Annotated in this window: 6 protein-coding genes and 2 pseudogenes; all 8 read right to left on the bottom strand. The window is 75.9% G+C overall.

The features are described from left to right. Positions 1-84: 84 nt before the first annotated feature. Positions 85-6,287, bottom strand: a pseudogene (locus tag ACNAYW_RS23425) (amino acid adenylation domain-containing protein); the annotation flags it as partial. Positions 6,288-6,406: 119 nt separating this feature from the next. Further along, on the bottom strand, positions 6,407-8,251 hold the full coding sequence (locus ACNAYW_RS23430) for a phosphoenolpyruvate carboxykinase (GTP) (RefSeq protein ID WP_415852025.1): 1,845 nt from the start codon (positions 8,249-8,251) through the stop codon (positions 6,407-6,409). 93 nt (positions 8,252-8,344) lie between these two features. Next, on the bottom strand, positions 8,345-15,314 hold a 6,970-nt coding region (locus ACNAYW_RS23435), incomplete at its 5' end, for a non-ribosomal peptide synthetase (protein WP_415852026.1). 1 nt (position 15,315) lies between these two features. Further along, positions 15,316-18,808, bottom strand: a pseudogene (locus tag ACNAYW_RS23440) (condensation domain-containing protein); the annotation flags it as partial. Positions 18,809-18,851: 43 nt separating this feature from the next. Beyond that, positions 18,852-19,193, bottom strand: a complete 342-nt coding sequence (locus tag ACNAYW_RS23445; protein WP_415852027.1) for a DUF6802 family protein — start codon at positions 19,191-19,193, stop codon at positions 18,852-18,854. Next, on the bottom strand, positions 19,177-20,238 hold the full coding sequence (locus ACNAYW_RS23450) for a hypothetical protein (protein WP_415852028.1): 1,062 nt from the start codon (positions 20,236-20,238) through the stop codon (positions 19,177-19,179). The genes ACNAYW_RS23445 and ACNAYW_RS23450 overlap by 17 nt, the downstream gene beginning before the upstream one ends. Before the next feature lie 771 nt (positions 20,239-21,009). After that, the gene (locus tag ACNAYW_RS23455; protein WP_415852030.1) at positions 21,010-22,587 is read right to left on the bottom strand and encodes an MFS transporter; all 1,578 of its coding nucleotides are present in this window, start codon (positions 22,585-22,587) and stop codon (positions 21,010-21,012) included. A gap of 53 nt (positions 22,588-22,640) precedes the next feature. Further along, positions 22,641-23,369, bottom strand: coding sequence for an LppX_LprAFG lipoprotein (locus ACNAYW_RS23460; protein ID WP_415852029.1), 729 nt, complete (start codon positions 23,367-23,369; stop codon positions 22,641-22,643). Positions 23,370-23,589: the final 220 nt, after the last annotated feature.

The raw sequence follows: 23,589 nt of genomic DNA on the forward strand, positions 1-23,589 counted from the left end.
GGCGGGCGCGGCGCGAGCGGGCCCGGCGTGAACCGGATGTCCTCGACCGGGACCCGCGCNNGCGCCGCGGCNNCGGCGGCGGNNGCCGCGAGCGCGGCCAGCACGTTCGCCGGCGTGGGCCCCGCGTAGACGCCCGCCACCGGCAGCCGCGCCCCGAAGGCCGTGTCCACCCGGTCGACGAGGCGCATCAGCGACAGCGAGTCGCCACCCAGGTCGAAGAAGGAATCGTCGAGCCCGACCCGATCGACGCCCAGGACCTGTTCGAACAGCGCGACGATCCGGCGCTCCGCATCCGACTCCGGGGCGCGGTGATCGGTGCGGGACGCGAAGTCCGGATCCGGCAGCGCCGCGCGATCGATCTTGCCGTTGACCGTGATCGCGAACTCGTCGACCACCACGACCGCGGCGGGCACGAGGTGCGCGGGCATCCGCTCGGCCACCGCCGCCCGCACCGCATCCGGCTCGACCCGTCCCGTGACGTAGCCGATCAGCCGCGTCCCCGCGGCCCCCGGGCGCGCCACCGCGATCGCGCGGCCGACGCCGGGCACCGCGGCCAGCGCCGCCTCCACCTCGCCGAGCTCGATGCGGAAGCCCCGGATCTTGACCTGGCCGTCGGCGCGGCCCACGAACTCCAGCTGGCCGTCCGAGCGCCAGCGCACCAGGTCGCCGGTGCGGTACATGCGCGTGCCGGGGGCACCGTCGGGATCGGCGACGAACCGCGACGCGGTCATCCCGGACCGCCCGAGGTAACCGCGGGCCAGCCCGGCGCCGCAGGTGTACAGCTCCCCAACCACCCCCGGCGGGACGGGGCGGAGGGCGCCGTCGAGCACCCGGACGCCGACCCCCGCGAGGGGCGTGCCGATCGGGACCGGGCCCGCGGGCCCGTCCCCGTCCAGGACCGCGCTGGTCGCGAAGGTCGTGGTCTCGGTCGGCCCGTACCCGTCCACGATGCGCACCTCGGGCGCGGCGGCGGTGAGCGCGGCCACCGCGGCGGCGGGCACGACGTCGCCGCCGGTCCAGACCTCGCGCAGGCCGGCGAACGCGCCCGCGTCCTCGGCGACGATCATGTCGAACAGGCCCGCCGTGAGCCAGGCGGCCGTGACCCCGTGCGCCCGCACCGTCGCGCGGAGGGCGCGCGCGTCGAGCCGGCCGCCGGGCGCGAGGACCGCCGTGCCGCCGCCGAGCAGCGGCACCCACAACTCGTAGGTGGACGCGTCGAAGACCGTCGGCGAGTGCACCAGCACCCGCTCGTGCCCCACCGCGAACCGCGGGTCGCGGGCCAGGTCGACGATCCCGGCGTGAGTGGTGGCGACGCCCTTCGGGACGCCCGTGGACCCCGAGGTGTAGACGACGTATGCCAGGTCCCCGGGCGCCGGATCCGCGTCCGGCGGGCCGGGCGGCAGGGCCGCGAGCCGGGCCGCGGCGCCGTCGGGCGTCACGACCGGCACGGCACCGAACAGCCCGCGGTGCTCGGCGACGGTCACCGCCACCACCGCGCCGGCGTCGGCCAGCATGAACGCGATCCGCTCGGGCGGGTACGCCGGATCGATCGCCAGGTAGGCGCCGCCCGCCTTGAGGACGCCCAGCAGCACCGCGACCGCCTCCGGGGACCGCGGCAGGGCGACGGCCACGACGCCCTCGCGGGCGACGCCGCACTCCGCCAGCAGCCGCGCCCAGCGGTTCGAGGCGTCGTCGAGTTGCGCGTAGGTGACGGCGGTGTCGCCGTCCCGGACCGCGATCGCGCCGGGAGTGGCGCGGACGCTCCGCGCGAAGACGTCGGGCACGCTCGCCCGGGCGAGCACGGGATCGGGCCGGCCGGACCAGGCCGCCAGCCGCGCGGCCTCGTCGCCGACCAGCACGCTCAGCCGGGCGAGCGGCGCGGCCGGGTCGGCGACGGCCGCGCGGACGACGGCGATCCAGCGCTCCACGAGGTCGGCCACGGTGCCGCGATCGAAGACATCGGTGCGGAACTCGACGGAGCCCCGCAGGCCGCCGTCGGCGGTCTCGATCACGCTGAACGTCAGGTCGGCGCGCGAGGTCATGGTCGCGACGGGGCGCACGACGGCCCCGGTGCCCGCCTCGAGGGCCGCCAGTTCGGGAATGTTGTTCCAGCCCAGGATCACCTGGAACACCGGATGCCGGCGCGCGCTGCCGCGGGGCCGCAGCGCGACGATCTCGGCGAACGGCAGCTCCTGATGGGCGAAGGCGTCGAGGGCGGTGTCGCGCACGAGCCCGAGCTGTTCGGCGAAGGGCCGTGCCGGGTCGAGGCGGGTGCGCAGGGGCAGGAGGTTCGCGAACATGCCGATCACGCCGTCGAGCCGCTCGTCGGGGCGGCCGGACACGGCGGTGCCGATCACCACGTCGTCCCCCGCGCCGACCGCGGAGAGGGCGACCGCCAGGGCCGCCTCGCAGACCATGAACAGGCTGGCCCCGTGATCGCGGGCCACCGCGCGGGCCGCGTGCACCAGGGCGGGCGGCCAGACGAGGTCCACCGCGTCGCCGTCGGCACCGGCGACGGCGGGATAGGGGCGGTCCGTGGGCAGCGCCGTCTCGAGCGGCGCCCCGTCGAGCGCGGTCCGCCAGAACGCGCTCCGCCGGGACCGGAGGCCGTCCGGGTCGTCCCCCGCGCCCAGCATCGCGGCCTGCCAGGCGGCGAAGTCCGTGTAGCGCAGGGCCGGCTCGGGCAACGCGGGCTCCTCGCCCGCGCGCCGTGCGGCATACGCCGCGGCCAGGTCCCGGACCAGCGTCGCCACCGACGCCCCGTCGCCCGCCGCGTGGTGCAGCACGAGCACCAGGCGGCTCCCCGGCGCGCCGTCGGGGGTGAGGAGCGCGACCTTCAGCGGCGCCTCACCGGACAGGTCGAAGGCGTGCCGGACGGACGCCGTGGTGACCGCCTCCAGCTCGCCCGGATCGACGGTGCGGGACTCGACCAGGCGCGTGCCCGACCGCAGCAGGGCCGGCACCACGTCGAGGTCCTGCACCACCGCCCCGCCCTCGGCCCGCAGCACCGTGCGGAGGACCGGGTGCCGGTCCAGCACGTCCCCGACGGCGCGCTCGAGCACCTCCGCGTCGAGCGCCTCGGGGAAGTCGAGCACCGTCGGGATGTTGTAGGTCGGGGACGGCCCGTTGATCCGGTACTCGAGGAACAGCCCCGTCTGCGCGGCCGAGGCCGGGGCGAGCCGGACCTCGCCCAGCGGCGCGATCGGCGGGACGTCGGGGCCGTCGGCGGTCAGCCGGCCGGCGAGGCCGGCCGGGGTGGGCGCCTCGAAGACGTCGCGGACCGACACCGTGCGCCCCAGCGCGCGGGACACCATCCCGACGAGCCGGGTGGCCTGCAGCGAGTCGCCGCCGAGATCGAAGAAGCCGTCGTCCACCCCGATCCGCTCGGCGCCCAGGAGCTGCTCGAACAGGGCGGTGAGGAAGCGCTCCGCGTCGGTCGACGGCGCGCGGTACGCCGCGCGGGAGGTGAACTGCGGGTCGGGCAGCGCCCGGCGGTCGACCTTGCCGTTCGCGGTGATGGGGAACTCGCCGACCACGACGACCGCCGTCGGCACCATGTGCGCGGGCAGCCGGTCGGCGACGGCCGCCAGCACCTCGTCGGACCGGACGGCACCGGAGACGTAGCCGATCAGGTGCCGACCGGCGCCGGTGTCGCGCACGACGGCCACCGCGCGGACGACGCCGGGGACCTCGGCCAGCGCGGACTCCACCTCGCCCGGCTCGATCCGCACGCCGCGCACCTTCACCTGGTCGTCGACGCGGCCGACGAACTCGATCCGCCCGTCGGCGAGCCACCGGACCAGGTCACCCGTGCGGTACATGCGCGCGCCCGGCGCGCCGAACGGGTCCGCGACGAACCGCGACGCCGTCATCGCGGCGCGGCCCGTGTAGCCGCGCGCGAGACCGGCTCCCGCGACGTACAGCTCGCCCACGACGCCGGGCGCGACCGGCCGCAGGCCGGAGTCGAGCACCGACATGCGGACGCCGGGCAGCGGCCGCCCGGCGGGGACGGCACCGTCGACGAGCGGCTCGATCGGGCCGACCGTCGCCGCCACCGTGACCTCGCTCGGCCCGTAGGTGTTGACCATCGTCCGTCCGGGCGCCCACTGCTGCACCAGCTCCGGCCAGCACGGCTCCGCGGCGACGGCGAGGCTCCGCAGGCACGCCATCCGGCCGGGCGGCACCGTCGCCAGGACCGACGGGGTCAGCGCCGCGTGGGTGACGCGCTGGGCCTCCACGAAGTCGGCCAGGTCGTCGCCGACGCGGACCGCGTCGGTCAGCACGAGCGTGCCGCCCGAGCCGAGCGCGCAGAGGAACTCCCAGAAGGCACCGTCGAAACTGACGGACGCGTTGCCGAGCAGCCGGGCGCCGACGCCGAACCCCATGGCGTCGACGAAGGCGTCGAGGAGGTTCCGCGCGCCGCGGTGGGTGACGCTCACGCCCTTCGGCGTGCCGGTGGACCCCGACGTGTAGATGAGGTACGCGAGGGCGTCCGGCGTGGCGGGGGGCGCGGCGAGCGGCCCGTCCGACAGCGCCGCGCGCCGCGCGAGCAGCGCCGGGTCGTCGGCGACGAGCACCGCGGGCGCGCGCAGCCGCCCCCGCAGGGCCGCGACGGTGACCGCCACCGCGGCGCCCGCGTCGGCCAGCATGAACCCGATCCGCTCGGCGGGGTAGGACGCGTCGACGGCCAGGTACGCCCCGCCGGCCTTGAGCACCCCGAGCAGCACCGCGAACGCCTCGGGCGTGCGGGGCAGCGCCACCGCGACGACCGATTCCGGGCCGACGCCCTCCTCCACGAGCAGCCGCGCCCACCGGTCCGACGCGCGGTCCAGCTCGGCGTAGGTCAGGGACCGCGCGCCGTCGGTGACGGCCTGCGCGGACGGCGCCGCCGCCACGCTCCGCGCGAACAGCTCGCCGATCGTGAGCGCGGGGCGCGCCTGCACCGCCGAGCCCTCCCAGGCGCGCAGCACGGCGTCCTCGCCGCCCAGCAGCACGTCGACGTCCGCGACCGCGCCGTCCGGGCCGACGCCGACCAGCGACGCGAGCAGCCGCATCCATCGGTCCCCCAGCGCGACGACGGAGGCCCCGTCGAAGGTGGCCGGGTTGCCGCGGACGTGGGCCATGAGCCGCCCGCCCGACTTGTACGCGGTGAACACCAGGTGCCGGACCGGACCGGTGTTGACGGGCACCATCGTGGCGGTGGCGCCCGGGAACCCCTCGGACAGGAAGTGCAGGTAGTTGACCACCACGCCCCCGGTGGCCTCCGCGAACAGGCCCATCGGCTGGCTGCGCTGGTGCAGGAAGCAGTTCTGGATCTCGGCGTCCGTGGCGATCAGGCAGTCGCGCACGCTCCGGTGCGGCGCCAGGTCGACGACCAGCGGGACGGTGGTGGACGCCATCCCGTCGGTGTCGGCGTCCGGCCCGCCCAGCCGGCCGGGCACCGCGAGCTCGACGCACACCCGGCTCTCGCCGGTGAGCCGCGCGACGAGCAGCGCCGTGAGCACCACGACGGCCGTCGACTTGCGCACGCCCGCGGCCCGGGCCAGCGCGCCGAGCCGGCGCTCGAGATCCGCGGGCACGCTCAGCTCGGGCGAGCCGATCTGGCCGGGCAGCTCGACGGCGCGCGCCGCCCCGCCCGCATCGCCGGCACCGATCGCGGGCACCACCGGCAGCCCGGGGAAGCCCGCGAGGCGCTCGTGCCAGAACTCGTCGTCGCGCACGAACTCGTCCGACGCGAGGTACCGCGCCTCGGCGTCGAGCAGCGCGGAGATCGGGCGTAGCAGGCCCGACGGTGCCTCGCGCCCCGCGAGCAGCTCGGTGTAGGCGCGGGCGACGGCGGTGCCGACGCGGGCGGCCGTGTACCCGTCGGCGATGGAGTGGTCGCACTCGAGGAGCAGGTGCAGGCTGCGCGGGCCGGTGCGGATCGTGGCGACGCGGAACAGCGGCCAGTCGAAGGGCTGCCGGAGGCGCTGCGCGGCCACCTCCAGCGCGGCCGCCTCGGGATCGGGGCGATCGGTCACGTCGATGACGTCGATCCGCGGGACCTCCGTCGGGCACGGCACCTGCGTCATCGCGACCTCGTCGATGCGCACGAACATGGGCTCGGCGTCCAGGGCGACCGCGGTCAGGGCGCGGTGGAGCACCTGCTCGTCGATGTCGCCGTCGAGGCGGACCAGCTGGCCGATCGTCCACTGCCCACCGTGGCCCATGACCAGCCGGGACATCACCACGCCGCGCTGTGCCCGCGTCAGTTCGTAGACCCCGGTGTCGACCTCGTTCACGGACATCGCCACGCCTCCTCGCTGTGTTGCGATCGCAACTATATCGGGAGGCGTGGATCACACATGCACGCGGACAGCACTGCGCCCCCACCGTTCTCGGTGGGGGCGCAGTACGGGGAGGGAGATCAGCCCAGGCGCTGCTTGAGCGCGTCCAGCTCGTCCTTGAGGCCGGTGGGCAGCTTGTCGCCGACGAACTCGAACCACTCGTCGATGGACGGCAGCTCGCCCTTCCACTCGTCGACGTTCACGGCCAGCGCCTCGGCGACGTCCGCGACCGGGGTGTCCAGGCCGGTGAGGTCCAGCTCCTCCGGGGTGGCGACGATGCCGATCGGCGTCTCCTTGCCGGCGGCGTTGCCCTCGATGCGGTCGACGATCCACTTGAGCACGCGGCTGTTCTCGCCGAATCCGGGCCACAGGAAGCGCTTGTCCTCGCCGCGACGGAACCAGTTCACGTAGAACACGGCCGGCAGCTTCGACTCGTCGGCCTGCTTGCCGATGTTGAGCCAGTGATCGAAGTAGTCGCCCACGTTGTAGCCCAGGAAGGGCAGCATCGCCATCGGGTCGCGGCGGACGGTGCCCACCTTGCCCTCGGCGGCGGCGGTCTGCTCGGAGCCGACGGTCGCGCCCATGAAGACGCCGTGCTTCCAGTCGCGCGCCTGCGTGACCAGCGGCACCGTCGTCTTGCGGCGCCCGCCGAACAGGATCGCCGAGATCGGCACGCCCTGCGGATCGTCCCACTCGGGGGCGATCGACGGGCACTGCGACATCGGGGTGGTGTACCGCGAGTTCGGGTGCGCGGCCACGGTGACGACGCCGTCCTCGTTCTCGGCGGAGGAGCTCTCCCAGTCGTCGCCGCGCCAGTCGGTGAGGTGCTGCGGCGCGGCCGACATGCCCTCCCACCAGACGTCGCCGTCGTCGGTCTTGGCGACGTTGGTGAAGATCGTGTTGCCGGCGTCGATGGTCTTCATCGCGTTCGGGTTCGAGTCCATCGACGTGCCGGGGGCCACGCCGAAGAAGCCGAACTCGGGGTTCACCGCGTACAGGCGGCCGTCCTTGCCGAAGCGCATCCAGGCGATGTCGTCGCCCACGGTCTCGGCGCGCCAGCCCGGCAGGGTCGGCTGGATCATCGCGAGGTTGGTCTTACCGCAGGCCGACGGGAACGCCGCCGCGATGTAGTAGACCTTCTCCTCCGGCGAGATCAGCTTGAGGATCAGCATGTGCTCGGCGAGCCAGCCCTCGTCGTGCGCCATGGCCGAAGCGATGCGCAGCGCGTAGCACTTCTTGCCGAGCAGCGCGTTGCCGCCGTAACCCGAACCGTACGACCAGATCTCGCGGGTCTCGGGGAAGTGGGTGATGTACTTGGTCTCGCTGCAGGGCCACGGCACGTCGGCCTCGCCCGGCGCGAGCGGCTTGCCCACGGAGTGGATGGCCTTGACGAAGAAGCCCTCGTCGCCCAGCTTCTCCAGCACCGCGGTGCCCATGCGGGTCATGATCTTCATCGAGACCACGACGTAGGGGCTGTCGGTCAGCTCGACGCCCAGCTTCGGATCGTCGGCGCCCAGCGGGCCCATGCAGAAGGGCACCACGTACAGGGTGCGGCCCTGCATCGAGCCGCGGTAGAGGTCGGTCATCGTCGCGCGCATCTCGGCGGGACGGACCCAGTTGTTCGTCGGGCCGGCGCCCTCCTTGGTCTCCGAACAGATGTAGGTGCGCGACTCCACGCGCGCCACGTCCGCCGGGTCCGAGAGGGCGAGGAAGGAGTTGGGCTTCTTCGCGTCGTTGAGCTTGGTGAAGGTGCCCGCGGCGACCATCTCGGCCGTCAGGCGATCCCACTCCTCGTCCGAGCCGTCCGCCCACACCACGCGGTCGGGCTGCGTGAGCTCGGCGACTTCGCGCACCCACTCGACGAGCTGGGCGTGCTTCGTGGGGACCGAATCCCCCTCGAGGCCGGGAATCGTGGCTGACGTCATAGGTGTCATCTCCAAAGTCGCATACGAACCTTTGCACCAGTGTCACACATCGGGCAAGGTCACAGAACCGAGGGTGACGTGCAACATCTCACATCACACGTCGACCGGTTCCCCCACGCTCGGGAGGAAGCCGATCCGCACCAAGTAGTCGACGTAGACGTCCAAGCCGGCGTCCCCGACGGGGCCGCGGTCGCCGTCGAGTCCGATCCGCCCGTCGGCGGCGCTCGTGGGGGTCCAGCCCCCGCCCTCACCGACGGTCTCGCGCTCCAGCCCCGCCCGGATGAGCAGGATCGCGCGCGCGAGCGCCCCCGCCGCCTCCGGCCGGTCGCGGAACGCGGCGGTCTGCCGCTCCAGGAAGACGTGCCCCGGCACCGGCTCGATCGCGTAGCCCCCGCGCCGCAGCGCGGCCACGATCTCCCGCCAGCTCACGCGGGAGCCGGAGCCGACCTCGAGCGTGCGCAGCGGCGTCTCGCCCGTGCGGAGCACCTCGACCATCGCCTCCGCGGCGCGGTCGACCGGGGTCATCTCGATCGTCTGGTCCAGCAGTTCCGACGGTGCCGCCCCCACCGTCGCGATCGAGCGGACGAGGTTCCAGAAGGCGTCGTCCGTGTTCGTGGCGCCGGAGTCGAGGGCGCCGGTGAGGAGGCCGGGCCGCAGGATCGTCGAGGGCACGCCGCGCGCCGCCGCGAGCTCCACGACCCGCTCGGCCACCCACTTCGAGTGCGTGTACCCGGCGTCGGGGATCTCCTCGAAGGCGCCCGCCGCCGAGATGGTGGAGACGAACTGGAAGACCGTCCCCGGCCGCCGCGACGCCAGCTCGAGCAGGAACCGGGTGGAGTCGACGTTGGCGGCGCGCAGCCGCGGGTAGGGCTCGACGTGGTTCACCCGCGCGCCGCAGTGGATGATCGCGTCGACCTGCTCGATCACGCGGTCCCAGACCGCGGCGTCGACGCCCAGGCCGGGCAGCGCGAGGTCGCCGGGGAGCGCGGTGATGCGGTCCGCGTAGCCGTCCGACCAGGAGCCGTAGCCCTGCATCGTCGCGCGGATCCGCTCCAGGCCCGAGGCCTCGTCGCGGGCGCGGACCAGGGCCTGCACCCGGGCGGACGGATCCGCCTCGAGCACGGCCCGGATCAGGTGCCCGCCCAGCAGGCCGGTCGCGCCGGTGACGAGCACCTCGTGCCCGGTCGGCACCACGTCGGGCGTCGCGGCCGAGAACCGCACGTCCTCGACGGGGACCTCGGCGCCGCGGCGCGCCCCGCCGGCCGCGGACAGCGACGCGAGCACCGACGCCGGGGTGGCGCGCTCGAACAGCCCCACGATCGGCACCCGCACCCCGAAGTCGACGTCCACGCGGTCCACCAGCCGCATCAGCGACAGCGAGTCGCCGCCGAGCTCGAAGAACGAGTCGTCCAGGCCCACGCCCTCGGCCTCGAGCACCGACTCGAACAGCGCGACCATGGCCCGCTCGTCGTCTGTCTCCGGCGCCCGGTACCCGGCCGCCGCGGCGAACACCGGCTCCGGCAGCGCCGCGCGGTCGAGCTTGCCGCTCGGCGTGAGCGGCAGCGCGTCGAGCACCACGACGAAGGGGACCATCGCGGCGGGCAGCCGCCGCCCGGCGAAGGCCGTCACGTCGTCCGGCGCGAGGCCGGGCGCGACGACGTACCCCACGAGCCGGGCGCCGCCGGCGCCGTCGTGCACCGCGGCGACCGCCGCGCGCACGCCCGGGCACGCCGCGAGGGCCGCCTCCACCTCGCCGAGCTCGACCCGCACGCCGCGGATCTTCACCTGGTCGTCGGCGCGGCCGACGTACTCGAGCGCGCCGTCCGGCAGCCAGCGGACCAGATCGCCCGTGCGGTACATGCGCGTCCCCGGGCCGCCGTACGGGTCCGCGACGAACCGCGACGCCGTGAGGCCGGGGCGGCCGACGTAGCCGCGGGCCACCGCGGCGCCCGCCACGTACAGCTCGCCCACGACGCCGGGCGCGACGCGGCGCAGCGCACCGTCGAGCACCCGGACCGCCATGCCGCGCACCGGCCGGCCGATGGGCACCGGGCCGGCGCCGCCGGGCCGGATCCGCGCGAAGGAGACGGCGATCGTCGCCTCGGTGGGGCCGTAGGCGTTCACGAGCCGCCGGCCGGGGCCCCAGCGGTCGACGAGCGACCGCGACACCGCCTCGGCGGCCACCACCAGCGACGTCAGGCCCGGCATCCGCCCCTCCGGCACGGACGCCAGCACGGACGGCGTGAGCACCGCGTTCGTGACCCGGTGCTTCTCCACGAACGCGGCGAGCTCGCGGCCCGCGCGCACCGTCGCCGAGACCACCAGCGTGCCGCCCGTGCCGAGCGCGCACAGCAGCTCCCACACCGCGGCGTCGAACCCGACCGAGGCGTTGTGCAGCATCCGGGTGCCCGGCCCGAGGTCCAACTCGTCGAAGGTCCGCACCAGGTCGGCGAGGCCGGCGTGGGTGACCGCGACGCCCTTCGGCGTGCCCGTCGAGCCCGAGGTGAAGATGACGTACGCCGCGTCCTGCGGGGTCAGCGGCGCGCGCCGGTCGGCGTCGGTCACGGGCTCCGCGCCCGCGTCGTCGCCGGGCCCCGCGGCGAGCAGGGCGCCGTCGACCTCGAGGACGGGATGCGCGTCGGCGAACATGGCGTCGATCCGCTCGCGCGGCGTCGCGGCGTCGACGGGCAGGAAGGCGGCGCCGGCCTTCGCGACGCCGAGCACGACGGCGACGAAGCCGATCGACCGGGGCGCGGTCACGGCGACCACGTCGCCGGGGCCGACGCCCTCGGCCAGGAAGCGTCGTGCCCACCGGTTCGAGAGGGCGTCGAGCTCGGCGTAGCTGAGGGGCGTGCCCTCGCCCGCGACCGCGCGGGACCGCGGCCGGGCCGCGGCGCGGCGCGCGAACAGGGCGGGCAGCGTGCGGGCGGGCACGCCGCCGATCGCGCCGCCCCACCGCCGCACCAGCAGCCGCTCGGTCTCGCCGGTGCCGTCGACGTCGGCGAGGCGCGCGTCGGGCCGCGTCACCGCGGCCGTCAGCACGCGCCGCCACCGGTCGATCAGGTCCTCCACGACGGTCCGGTCCAGCGCATCGGTGCGGAAGCCCGCGCGGACGTGCACGGTCTCGCCCGGGACGACTGCCACGGAGAGGGGGTAGTGCGTGGCGTCGTCGCCGTGCACGTCGACGACCTCGATGTCGGTGCCCGGGATGGTCGCACCCGCCGTCGAGGGGTAGTTCTCCACCACGAACAGCGAGTCGAAGAGCTCGCCCCGGCCGCCGGCGCCGGCGATCTCGGTGAGGCCGAGGTGCTGGTGGTCGAGCAGGCGCACGTACTGCTCCTGCACGCCGAGGACCACCTCGCGGATCGTCGCGCGCGGGGCGAGCGGGACCCGCACCGGCGAGGTGGTGATGAGCAGGCCCACCAGGTCCTCGACGCCGTCGAGCTGCGCGGGGCGTCCCGATTGCACCGAGCCGAAGACCACGTCGTCGCGGCCCGTCGCGCCGCCGAGCGCGATCGCCCAGGTGGCCTGCAGCACCGCGCCCGGCGTGGTGCCGAGCAGGCCCGCCAGGCGGGTCAGCGCCGCGGCGAGGTTGTCGGGGAGGACCGTGCGCACCTCGTCGCGCCCGTCGCCCGACGGTCCGCCGTCCGCGCCGGCCCGGAGCGGGAGGGCCCGCGCGACGAGGGTCGGCTCGTCGAGGCCGTCCAGCTCGGCGGCCCACGCGGCGCGCGCGGCCCCGCGGTCGCGGCCCTGCAGCCAGGTGAAGTAGTCGCGCAGCGTCGCCCGCGGGCCGCCGGCGGCGTCGGGGTCGATGCCCGCGTACCCCGCCAGGAGATCGCGGAAGATCACCGGCGCCGACCACCCGTCCCAGAGGATGTGATGGTTCGTCACCACCAGCCGGAAGTCCCGCTCCCCCACCCGGACCAGCAGGAACCGCATGCCGGGATCGCGGTCCAAGCGGAAGCCGCGGCCCCGCTCCTCGGCGGCGAGCTCGGCGAACCGGCCCTCCGGATCGTCGTCCGCGCGCACGTCCTCGTGGCGGTAGGGCGCGGGCCCGGGGGCCGCGATGACCTGGACGGGGGCGTCCAGAGCGTCGGCGACGAACCGGGCGCGCAGCGCCTCGTGGCGGGCCAGGAGCGCGCCCACGGCCGCGGCGAAGCGCGCCTCGTCGAGGGCGCCCTCGAAGTCGATCACCGTCTGCACGACGTACGGATCGGCATCGTCGCCCGCCCCGTCGCCGAGCTCGGCGTGGTAGCGGAAGCCCTGCTGCAGCGCCGTCAGCGGCAGCACGTCCTGCAGGCCCGGGTAGCGGTCGTCGAGCCGCTCGACCTGCGCGGCCGTGAGGTCGACCAGCGGAAAGTCCGACGGGGTGTGCCCGCCGGCGTCGCCGGCCGAGGCCACGACGCCGCGCAGCGCGTCGAACCACAGCGCGCCGAGGCGGCGCACCGCGTCCTCGTCGATCAGCGCGGGCGCCCACGTCCACGACGCCACCAGCTCCGGCCCGTCGGCACCGTCGCGGGCGACGGCGTTCAGCTCCAGCGGGTGCATCAGGGCGAGCTCGTCGGGCGCCGGGGAGAGGTCGGGGAAACGGCGGTCGGGCGCCCAGTCGCGGTCGCCCGCACCGGTGGTGCGGCCGAGGTAGTTGAAGCCGATCTCCGGCTGCGGGAGGCCGTCGAGCTCCGCCGCCGCTCCGCTCCCGGCGCCGCCGTGCTGATCCGGCCCGCTCGCTCCGCTCCCGGCGCCACCGTACCGCGCGAGCCCGTAACCGATGCCCCCGTCGGGCACGGCCCGCAGCTGCTCCTTGATGCGCTTGACCACGGCGGCGGGGCCGCCCGCGCCCGGCCGCAGCCGCAGCGGATGGACGTCGGTGAACCAGCCGACGGTGCGGGAGAGGTCCAGCCCGGGGGCCAGGGACTCGTCGCGGCCATGCGTCTCCACCTCGACGAGCGCGGAATCGGCGGCGCGGCCGCGCTCGCCCGCCCAGGCGGTGACCGCGCTGGCGAAGGCCGCGAGCAGCACGTCCTGCACGCCCGCGTGGAAGGCCTCCGGCACGGCGCCGAGCAGCGGGCCCGCGACCTCGGCGGGCAGGGTGAGCTCGGCGTGCCCGGCGGCGCCGTGGGTGTCGCGGGCGGGGTCGAGGGCACCGTCGAACAGCGACGGCGCACCGTCGAGCACGGACCGCCAGTACGCGATCTCGTCCGGGCCCACCTGCCCGGCGCGGTCGGCGAGCACCGTCGACCAGCGGCGGAACGAGCTGCCCACCGGGGCCGTGACCACCGGCCGGCCGGTCGAGGCGGCGTGCGCGCCGGTCGCGAGGTCGGTCAGCAGGATGCGCCAGGAGACCCCGTCGACGACGAAGTGATGCGCCGCGACGAGCAGCGCCCCCTCCCGTTCGGGGCCCAGGTCGACCCACACGACCCGCAGCAACGACGGTGCGCCGGGGCGCAGCAGGGCCGTCACCCGGCGGTGCTGGGCGGCGATCATCGCGCCGGCCTCGTCGAGCGACAGACCGGTGGCGTCGACGCGGTCCACGACGTCGGCGGCGGCGACCGCCCCGACGGGCCGTGCGACGAGCGAGAGGCCACCGTCCGGCGCCGTGCGGATCTCGGCGCGCAGGGCGTCGTGCCGGTCGAGCACGGCCTGGGTCAGCGCGTGCAGCGTCGCGACGTCCACGCCCGACGGGGTGCGGACCAGCACCGACTGGTGGAAGCCGTCCGGGGTGCCGCCGCGCGCCGCGAACCAGGCGCGCACCGGCGTGGGCGCGATCTCGCCGACGCCGTCGTCGGGCACCGCGTCGGCGGGGTCGGCCGCCCCGGCCACCGCGGCGAGCCCGGCGACGGTGCGGTGCGCGAAGACGTCGTGCGCCGTCAGCGTCAGGCCCGCCGCGCGGGCGCGACCGACCAGCTGGATCGCCGTGATGGAGTCGCCGCCCAGTTCGAAGAAGGAGTCGTCGACGCCGACCTGCTCGGCGCCGAGCACCTCGGCGAACACCCCGGCGAGGAGCTCCTCCGCGGAGGTCCCGGGGGCCCGGTAGTCCTCGCCGGCGGCGGGCGCGGGCAGCGCCGCGCGATCGACCTTGCCGTTCGCGGTGAGCGGCAGCGCGTCGAGCACCACCACCCGGGCGGGCACCATGTGCGCCGGCAGGCGCCGCGTCGCGAAGGCCCGCACGTCCGACTCGGTCGCGGCGCCGGTGACGTACCCGACGAGCCGCCGGGCGGCCCCGTCGCCCTGCACGACGACGGCGGCGGCGCCGACGCCGGGGCACGCGGCGAGCGCGGCCTCGACCTCGCCCGGCTCGATCCGGAAGCCGCGGAGCTTGAGCTGCTCGTCGGCGCGCCCCACGTACTCCAGCTCGCCGCCGGGCAGCCACCGCACGAGGTCGCCGGTGCGGTAGACGCGGGCGCCGCCGGCGCCGAGCGGGTCGGCGACGAACCGCGACGCGGTCAGGCCCGGGCGGCCGCCGTAGCCGCGCGCGACGCCGGGGCCGCCCACGTACAGCTCGCCCACGACGCCCGGCGGCACGCGGCGCAGCCCGGCGTCGAGGACGTACGCGCGGGCGCCGCCGACGGGCCGGCCGATGGAGACCGCGCCCGCGCCGGCCCGCAGCCGCCCGACGGTCGCGGCGACGGTGAGCTCGGTGGGGCCGTAGGCGTTGATCAGCCGCCGGCCCGGCGCCCAGGTCTCGACGAGCGACCGGGTCACGGCCTCGGCGCCGACGGTGAGCGCGGTGAGGCCGGGCATCCTGCCCGGCGTGACCGCGGCCAGCACCGACGGGGTGATGAGGGCGTGCGTGACGCCGTGCTCCTCCACGAAGTCGGCGAGCTCGTCGCCCACGCGGGTCTCGGCGGAGATCCGCAGCGTCGCGCCGGTCGCGAGGGCACTGAGCAGGTCCCAGAAGGAGATGTCGAAGCCGACGGAGAAGTTCGACAGCACCTGCGCGCCCGGCCCCGCGCCCGTCTCGGCGACGATCGCCGCGGCCAGGTTCGCGGCCCCGGCATGCGGCACGACGACGCCCTTCGGGGTGCCCGTGGTGCCGGAGGTGTACACGACGTAGGCGGCGGCGNCGGGCCGCAGCGGCCCTCCGCGCTCGGCGTCGGTGAGCGGCGCACCGTCGAACTCCTGCAGGTCCGGGGTGTCGTCCGCAGCCACGACGAGGCGCGGCGCCGCGTCCTGCAGCAGGAAGGCGATGCGTTCGGCGGGGTACGCGGGGTCGATCGGCAGGTAGGCGGCGCCCGCGCGCAGCACGGCGAGCTCCACCACGATCAGCCGCGCCGAGCGCGGGACGGTCACGGCGACGGTGTCGCCGGGGCGGACACCCGCGCCGTGCAGGTACCGCGCCCAGCGGTTCGCCTCGCGGTCGAGCTCGGCGTAGGTCAGCGACTCGTCGTCGTCGGCCAGGGCGAGCGCGTCGGGCGTCGCCGTGATCCACTCCTCGACGAGTGCGGGCACGGTCGCGGCGCGCTCCGGGCCCGACGGCGCGCCCCAGGCCGCGAGGGTCTGCGGCTCGGGGTCGAGCAGCACGTCGAGGGCGGCGACGGAGGTCCGGGGGTCCGCGGCGACCTGCTCGAGGAGCCGCCGCCAGCGGGCGAGGAGGGTCTCGATCGTGGCGCGGTCGAAGACGTCGGTGCGGTACTCGACGCCGCCGGTGAGCCCGTCGGCGGACTCGGTGACGCTAAACAGCAGGTCGGTGCGGGCGGTGCCGGCCGCGATCGGCACGACCTCCGCGCCCAGCACATCGCGCAGGTCGCTCCACCCGGGATCGGTGTTCCAGCCGAGGATCACCTGGAAGATCGGGTGCCGGCGGGCGGACCCGCGCGGCTGCATCGCGACGATCTCCGCGAAGGGCACGTCCTGGTTCGCGTAGGCGTCCAGCACGGTCGCGCGGGTGCGCCGCAGGTACTGCCCGAACTCCGCCGACCAGTCGACGGTGGTGCGCAGCGGCAGCAGGTCGACGAACATGCCGACCACGTCGTCGCAGGACGCGGGGCGGCCGGACGCGGCGGTCCCGATCACCACGTCGTCGCCCGCGCCGAGCTTGGACAGCAGGGCCGCGAGGGCCGCGTAGTGGACCATGAACAGGCTCGCGCCGTGCTCGCGCGCGACGGTGCGCAGCGACGCCGCGAGCTCCGCGGGCCACGCGAAATCGACGGTGCCGCCGGCGGACTCGTTCTCGGCGGGGTACGGGCGGTCGGCCGGCAGTACGGTCTCGGCGGGCGCGCCGTCGAGCGTGCGGCGCCAGAAGTCGCGCTGGGCGACGATCGGCCCGTCGGGATCCCGCAGGCGCGCCACCTGCCAGGCCGCGAAGTCGCTGTACTGCACGGACGGGGCGCCGAGGTCGGGCGCGACCCCGGAGCGCCGCGCCGCGTAGGCGGCGACGAGGTCGCGCACCAGCGGCCCCACGGACCCGCCGTCGCCGGCGGTGTGGTGGAGCACGAGGACCAGCCGGGGCGGCACGTCCGGATCGGGGTCGTCGAGCAGCCAACCGCGGAAGGGCGCCTCGGCGGCGAGGTCGAAGGCGTAGGCGGCGCAGGCGCGGGTGGCGGCGTCGCGCTCCGCGGCGGGGACGGCCCGCACCTCCAGCAGCCGGTCGTCGTGGACCGGGACGGTGAGGTCCTGCACCACGTCGTCGCCGCGCAGCCGCAGCACGGTGCGCAGCGCGCGGTGCTTGTCGACCACGTCGCGCACGGCGAGCGCCATCGCGGCGGCGTCGATCGGCTCGTCGAAGTCGAGGACCAGCGGCATGTTGTAGACGGACGAGGGCCCGCCGAGTTGGAAGTCGCGGAACAGGCCGGCCTGCGCCTGCGCGGCGGGGGCCTCCGCGACGTCGCCGAGCGCGGGGATCGCGGGTCCTGCCGCGCGCGCCGGTGCCGGGTCCGACGGTGCCTCCGGCGCGGGGTTCCCGAGGTCGGCGTCCGGCGCGGCGCGGGCGGGCTCCGGTGCCGGCCGCGGCGCGGCGGCCTCGGCGGTGCGCGGCGCGGCGGCCAGCAGCGCGGCGATGCCCCGGGGTGTGGGGTTGTCGAAGACCTCGACGGCGGGGACCTGCACGCCGCGCACCTCGGCGAGCCGGTCGGTGATCCGGACGGCCACCAGCGAGGTGCCGCCCAGGTCGAACAGCGAATCGTCGGGGCCCACGTCGGGCACGCCCAGGATGTCGGCGACCACCCCGGCGACGAACGCGACGTCGTCCGCGCCGGTCGCGGTCCCGGCGGCGGTAGTCGCGGCGCCACCGGTCGCGGCGGCAGCGCTCGCGGCCGCAGCGGTCGCGGCCGCGGCGGCGGGCACCGCCTCGCGGAGGGGCCCGAGCAAGGCGTCCGGGTCGGCCACGAGCGCGGCGATGGCGCCGCGCCATTCGTCCGCGAGGGCCGCGACCTGCGGCCCGTCGAAGACTCCGGCGCGGCCGCGCACGTCGAGCGTGAGGCCGCCGCCCATCGCGAGGGCCGTGAACGCGAGGTGCCGGACGGGGCCGGCGTTGACCACCTCGGTCCCGCCGGGCACGCCGGCGAAGTCCTCGGGGATCGGCTGCAGGTAGTTCACGACGACGCCGGTCGAGCCGTGCTCGCCGTCGAACGGGCGGCCGCGCTGATGCAGGAACGCCCGGCGGATCGCGACGTCGACGGCCCGCAGGCAGGAGCGCGCGGTGCCCTCCGGCGGCAGCTCGACGCGCACGGCGATGGTCGTGCCGGCGGCACCGTCCGTGTCGAGGCCCGTCTCGTCGATGCGGCCCGAGACGGGCAGGTCCACCCGCACGCGTTCGGCGCCGGTGCGCCGCGCGGCGACGAGCGCGGCGGCCACGACGGCGACGGTGAAGTCCCGGACGCCCACGGCGCGGGCCTCGGCCTGCAGGAGTCCGACCAGATCCGCGGGAACGTCCAGGAGTCCGGCCCGGACCTGGCCGTTCTCGCTGCCCGACGGTGCACCGCCCGGCAGCACGGCCGGGCCGGGGAGCGCCGCGCCGCGCCAGTACGCGATGTCCTCCGCCCGATCGGGGGAGGCGAGATAGGCGGACTCCGCGGCGAGCAGCGCCCGCAGCGGGCGGATCGGGTCCTCGGGCACCGGGCGCCCCTCGACGAGGGCCGTGTACGTGCGGGCGATCGCGGCGCGGACGCGGGCGGCCGTGTAGCCGTCGGCGACGGTGAGGTCGCATTCGAACAGCAGCCGCACCCGCGTCTCGGTGGTGCGGACCAGGGTGAGCCGCGCCCTCGGCTCGCGCGGCGGCGCGGTGAGACGGTCCGCGGCGAACCGGCGGGCGGCGTCCTCGGGGTCGGCCTCGTGCCGCAGGTCGATCTCCTCGACGCCGACCGTGGTGCCCGCGGCGGCGATCTGGGTGTGCGCCTTCTCGTCGATCCGCACCAGCAGGGGCTCGGCGGCCTTGAGCACGTAGGTGGCGGCGCGGCGCAGGACCGCGCGGTCGACGTCCCCGTCGAGCACGATGTACTCGCTGATCGTCCACAGCGGGCCCGGCCCCTCGGCGGCCCGTGCGGCGAGGACGTGCTCCTGCGCCCGGGTCAGCGCGACTCCGGCGCGCGCGGCACGCCGTCCCTTGAACCGGTTCGCCATGAGCCCTCCATCAGGTTTGCGATCGCAACCTTATCGAATGGAGTCAAGCAATGTCTCCCCTATCCAGCAACCGCCACCGACCGTCGGCGAACCGCCACGTCTCGAAGGTGCCGTTCGGGCGGACCCGGTGGTAGACGTCCGCCACCCCGTCGGCGTCCAGATCGGTGAAGACGGCGGTGCCGTCGGCGTCGGAGAGCGTGCCCGTGTCCACCAGTCCGTCACCGTCGGTGTCGAGGGCGTGCACGTCGAACCAGCCGCCGTCGGCGTGCACCCACAACCCGCCGGGCGACGGGCCCGCGGCGGGGACGGCACCGTCGAACAGGTCCGGGCCGAAGGCGCCCGCGTCCGGCGCCCCGAACAGTCCGAGATCAGGGTCCATACTCATTGGACGCATCAGCCTCCCGCTCGGTTCCCGGTCCGCGCGCGAGCCGCAGCGCGGCATCGGCCTCCGCCGCGACGAGCGCCGCGGCCAGCTCCACCTCCACGCGCTGCCGGAAGCCGGCGGTGGCGGCGTCCGCCCAGTTCCGGCGCTCCGCCCGGACGGTGCCACGGCGGCGCACCCGCAGCAGCCAGAGGGCCGCGGCCACGCCGACGGCGAGGCTGATCGGCAGCGCGAGCCAGCGCAGCGCGCCCAGCGCCTCGAGCGGCGCGGCCACCGCCCGCCCGATGCCGAGCCCCGCGGAGGCGCCCAGGATCAGCACCGCCAGGTCCTCGGGCCGGCGCCGGTGCGCGGGCGCCTCCGGCGGGTCCGGGCGCGGCAGCGCCGGCGCGGCGGGCTCCGGCGGATCGGGCCAGCCGGCGAAGGTGCCGCGGTAGGCGGCGCGCAGCTGCGCCTCCAGGGATCGCTCCAGCCCGGCGACGACCGCGGTTAGCCGGCCCCGCACGTCGCCGCCGGGCCCGTCCTCGTCCTCGTGCCGGCGGAAGCCCTCGGCGGATTCCGCGAGCACCGCCGCCCGCACCCGCGCGATCGTGGACCGCAGGTAGGCCGAGCGGTCGGCCCGCTCCAGCGCGGGGTTCGACGGTGCCGCGGGCGGGCCGGCGGGCGCGACGGTCCGCGCGGGCAGCGGGTCGGCGAGGGCGGAGCGCAGCGCGTCGAAGCCACCGCCGGAATCGGGCTGGACGCTCACGACGTCGCCGCCGAGCCGGCGCCCGGACTCGGCGAGGACGTCCGCGGCGTCCGAGTACACGTCGGCGCCGGTGGCCGCGAGCACCGCCGGCAGGTTCGCGCGGAGCCGGCCGAGCGCGACGGCGTCGACCGCGTCGGCCGGGACGCAGGCGTCGAGGACGTAGACGAGCACGTCGTGGTCGCCGCGGTGCGCGCCGAGCGGCACCGGCACGCCATCGGCACCGACGGCCGCGGCGTCGCCGCCCAGGCGGTCCGCGACCGCCGCCGCGCCGGCCGGGTCCTGTCCGGCCACCAGGACCGTCACGACGCCCGCCCCAGGCGCTCGAGCAGCAGCTGCTCGGCCTCGTCGCGGCGCGCGCAGTCCGTCGCGGCGACGGCGCGCAGCGTGCGGTCGAACTCCGCCTCCCGGCGCGCCTCGTGCCCCTGCAGGGCCTCGGCGAGCGGCGGCAGCAGCGCGTCGACCCCGCTCAGCTCGCGCAGGCTCGCCAGCAGCACGTCGTCGGGCATCGACGGGGTCTCGCGCAGCGCGCCCAGGGCGCAGGCCAGCCCGTAGCCGCCGAACCGGCGCAGCAGCGGGGCGTCCGCGCCGAGCGCCTCCGCGGCGTCGAGCGCCGATTCCGGCAGCGCGAGGGGCGACGCGGCCAGCCGGCGGACGGCCGGCAGATCGCCCGGGTCCACGGCGTCGAGCAGCGCCATGACCGCGACGACGGGCCGCCCGAGCACCTCGCCGAGGCGGGCGGCGTAGTCGNCGGCGGCGCGCCACGAGCCCGCGGCGTCGGCCTTGGTCCACGCGATCACGGGCGGTGCCCCGGGATCGGCGGCCAGCGTCGCGATCGCGGTCCGGTCGGTCTCCCGGAGGCCGCCGGCGAAGCAGTACAGCGCCGCATCGGCCCCGTCGCCGCCTCCGCCTCCGTGATCGTCGACGATCCCGACGGCGCGCGACCGCAACGCCGCGCCCAGCACCGTCCTCCCGACGCCGGCGCGGCCGAGCAGCCGGACGCGTGGCGCGCCGCAGCGCACGGACAGATCCCCCATGAGAGCCCCCGCTCCCGATCACCGCCCCCGCGGCGATCGCCTACCGGGAGGGTACGAGCGCCTCGTCGTCGACGGTGGGCGATTGCCCCGATTCGTGCCAGCCGCCGGCCACGAAGGCCGCCAGCCCGGCGCCGACCAGGCAGATCACCGCGGTCACCCCGAAGACCTCGCCGAACATCCGGCCGTAGGCCTCCTGCGTCTGCCGGAAGACGGCCAGGCCGGTCTCGACGAAGCTCCCCTGCGGAGTGATCGCCGGCATCGCGTCCATGATCGAGTTCAGGCGGTAGAAGCCGAAGGTGGTGAGCGCGGCCACGCCGATGAGCATGCCGCTCATCCGGGCCACGACGAGCAACGCGGAGGCGATGCCCGCCTGCGACAGCGACACCGCGCGCAGCGCCGCCGACGACAGCGGGCCGATCACCACGCCGAGCCCGAAGCCGGCGATCGCCAGCGAGGTGTCCAGCGCCGGCAGGAAGCCCAGGTAGTGGGCGGAGAGCACGTCGGACGGCCAGTTCGCGATCAGCACGTACCCGCCCGCGGCGACGATCAGGCCGACGACCGAGACGATCCGGTCGCCGAAGCGCGTGGCGAGGAAGCCGCCCAGGATCGCGCCGACGGGCAGCGCCAGCAGGAACCGGACCAGCGTGAGCACGGCGGCCACCCCGTCGCGCTGCAGCACCATCCGCGCGTAGATCTCGATGTCGACCAGCGTGACCATGAGTGCCGCGCCGGCGCACACCGAGGCGGCGCAGGCCGCGAGGAAGGGCCGCACCCGCATGCCCGCGGTGTCGATCAGCTTGGTCCGCGCGAACCGCTCCCACACCGCGAACAGGCCGAAGGCGACGGCGGCGCCCAGCAGCAGCCACAACCCACCCGGCGGCAGGATGTGCTCGCCGTCCGGCTCCGGGTTGTAGAGGCCGATCACCGACAGGCCCAGCGCGACGGCGAGGAGCAGCCCGCCGACCACGTCGACCTTCTGCTTGGACACCGCCCGCTTCGGGACGGTCAGCTGCAGCAGCACCATCGCGACGAGCGCGAGCGGGACGTTCACCCAGAAGACGACCCGCCAGGCGTCGTCGCGCGGCACCGACGAGAAATGGTTGTGCACGAGCGTCACGACGCCGACGCCCACGACGGGGCCGAGCACGCTGCCCAGCTCCTGCGCCGCGCCGACCCAGCCGAGCACGGCGGCCCGGCGGCGCGCGGACCAGAGGTCGGCCGCCAGCGCGAGGGTCACGGGCAGCAGCGCACCGCTCGCGACGCCCTGCACGACCCGGCCCACGAGCACCTGGTCGAGGGCCGTGACGTCCACGTCGAACGCGGTCAGGGGGATCTGGAACGCGATCTCCACGGTGCCCGCGAGCGCGGTCACCACCGACCCGACGATGAACAGCGCCAGGCTGGCCTGCAGCACGAGGCGGCGACCGAACCGGTCGGACAGCCGGCCCAGCAGCGGCATGGCCGCGATGTAGCCCAGCAGGTACCAGGTGATGATCGGGGTGGCGAGCTGGATCCGGTTGATGGGGATCTCGACGCTGCGCATGATGTCCTCGAGGACCGAGACCACCACGTAGGTGTCCAGGGCGCCGAGGAGCACGGCCAGTCCCGCGGCGCCCATCGCGACACCGCGGCCGCGCACGCGGCCCGGCGCGGCCGGCGCCGCGGTGACCGTCACTTCGCGGTCTTCGGGTCGAGCAGGGTGACCTTCGTGCCCCAGTCGGAGAGCGTCACCGTCAGCGTTCCGGAATCGAAGCCGACGTTGGCGCGGACGAGGTTGTTCGGCGCGGCCTCCTGCACCCAGAACGTCAGCGGGCGGTCGCCGAGCTCGGCCTTGGGGACGATGCCGGCGAGCGCCGTGCCCGGGATGATCCCGGAGACGCGGACGGCCTCGGTGCCGCCGATCTGCTCGCGGCCCTCGACCTTGGGCTCGCGCACGGAGGCGATGAGGTTGGCGATGCCCTTCTGCGGATCGAGGATGGCCGAGGCGTCGTAGATGTCGGCGGCGAGGCCCATGTCCTGGTAGGACTGGCCCGCGCCGAACTGCGCCCACAGGTGCGCGTCGACGACCACGAACTTGGCCTTGACCTGGGTGCCGTTGAAGGTGACCTCGGCGTCGCCCTGGCCGGAGACCTTGGGCTGGTTGGTGAGGTACGCCGAGACGCTCTTGACGGGCAGGTTCGGCACCGTGCCCTCGACGGAGAGGTCCAGCTGCACGTCGTGCAGGTCGCGTGCGGCCTTGGACGAGGCGTCGATCAGGGTCTTGGCGTCGGGCAGCGGCGCGTCGTTCACCTTCTCCCCGTCGCTCTTCGAGCAGGCGGCCAGGAGGCCGACGACGGCGAGCAGGGCCACCACCGTGGAGGCGAGGCGGAGCGCCGTGTGGCGAGAGTTACGCACGATCATGCGGCCAATGCTAAGTCACAAGCGTGAAGCTGGGACGATGGAGAGCGTGCCCCAGTCCCAGGATCCCCGCGCCGAGCACCGTCGGCTGTACCCCCGCGTGACCAGTTTCCGGTCCCGCCGCGCCTCCCTCACCCCCGCCCAGCAACTGGCGATGGACACGGGCTGGGAGACCCTCGGCCGCGACATCCCGCCCGAACCAGGCCTCCGCGTCGAGCGGATG

It is taken from the genome of Tsukamurella ocularis, from assembly GCF_965138335.1.
GTDB classification, from domain to species: Bacteria; Actinomycetota; Actinomycetes; order Mycobacteriales; family Mycobacteriaceae; genus Tsukamurella; species Tsukamurella ocularis_A.

Coding starts and splice junctions, on each gene's coding strand:
- ACNAYW_RS23445 (WP_415852027.1), bottom strand. CDS start 19,193: ATGAGTATGGACCCTGATCTCGGACTGTTCGGGGCGCCGGACGCGGGC.
- ACNAYW_RS23430 (WP_415852025.1), bottom strand. CDS start 8,251: ATGACGTCAGCCACGATTCCCGGCCTCGAGGGGGATTCGGTCCCCACG.
- ACNAYW_RS23460 (WP_415852029.1), bottom strand. CDS start 23,369: ATGATCGTGCGTAACTCTCGCCACACGGCGCTCCGCCTCGCCTCCACG.
- ACNAYW_RS23455 (WP_415852030.1), bottom strand. CDS start 22,587: ATGGGCGCCGCGGGACTGGCCGTGCTCCTCGGCGCCCTGGACACCTAC.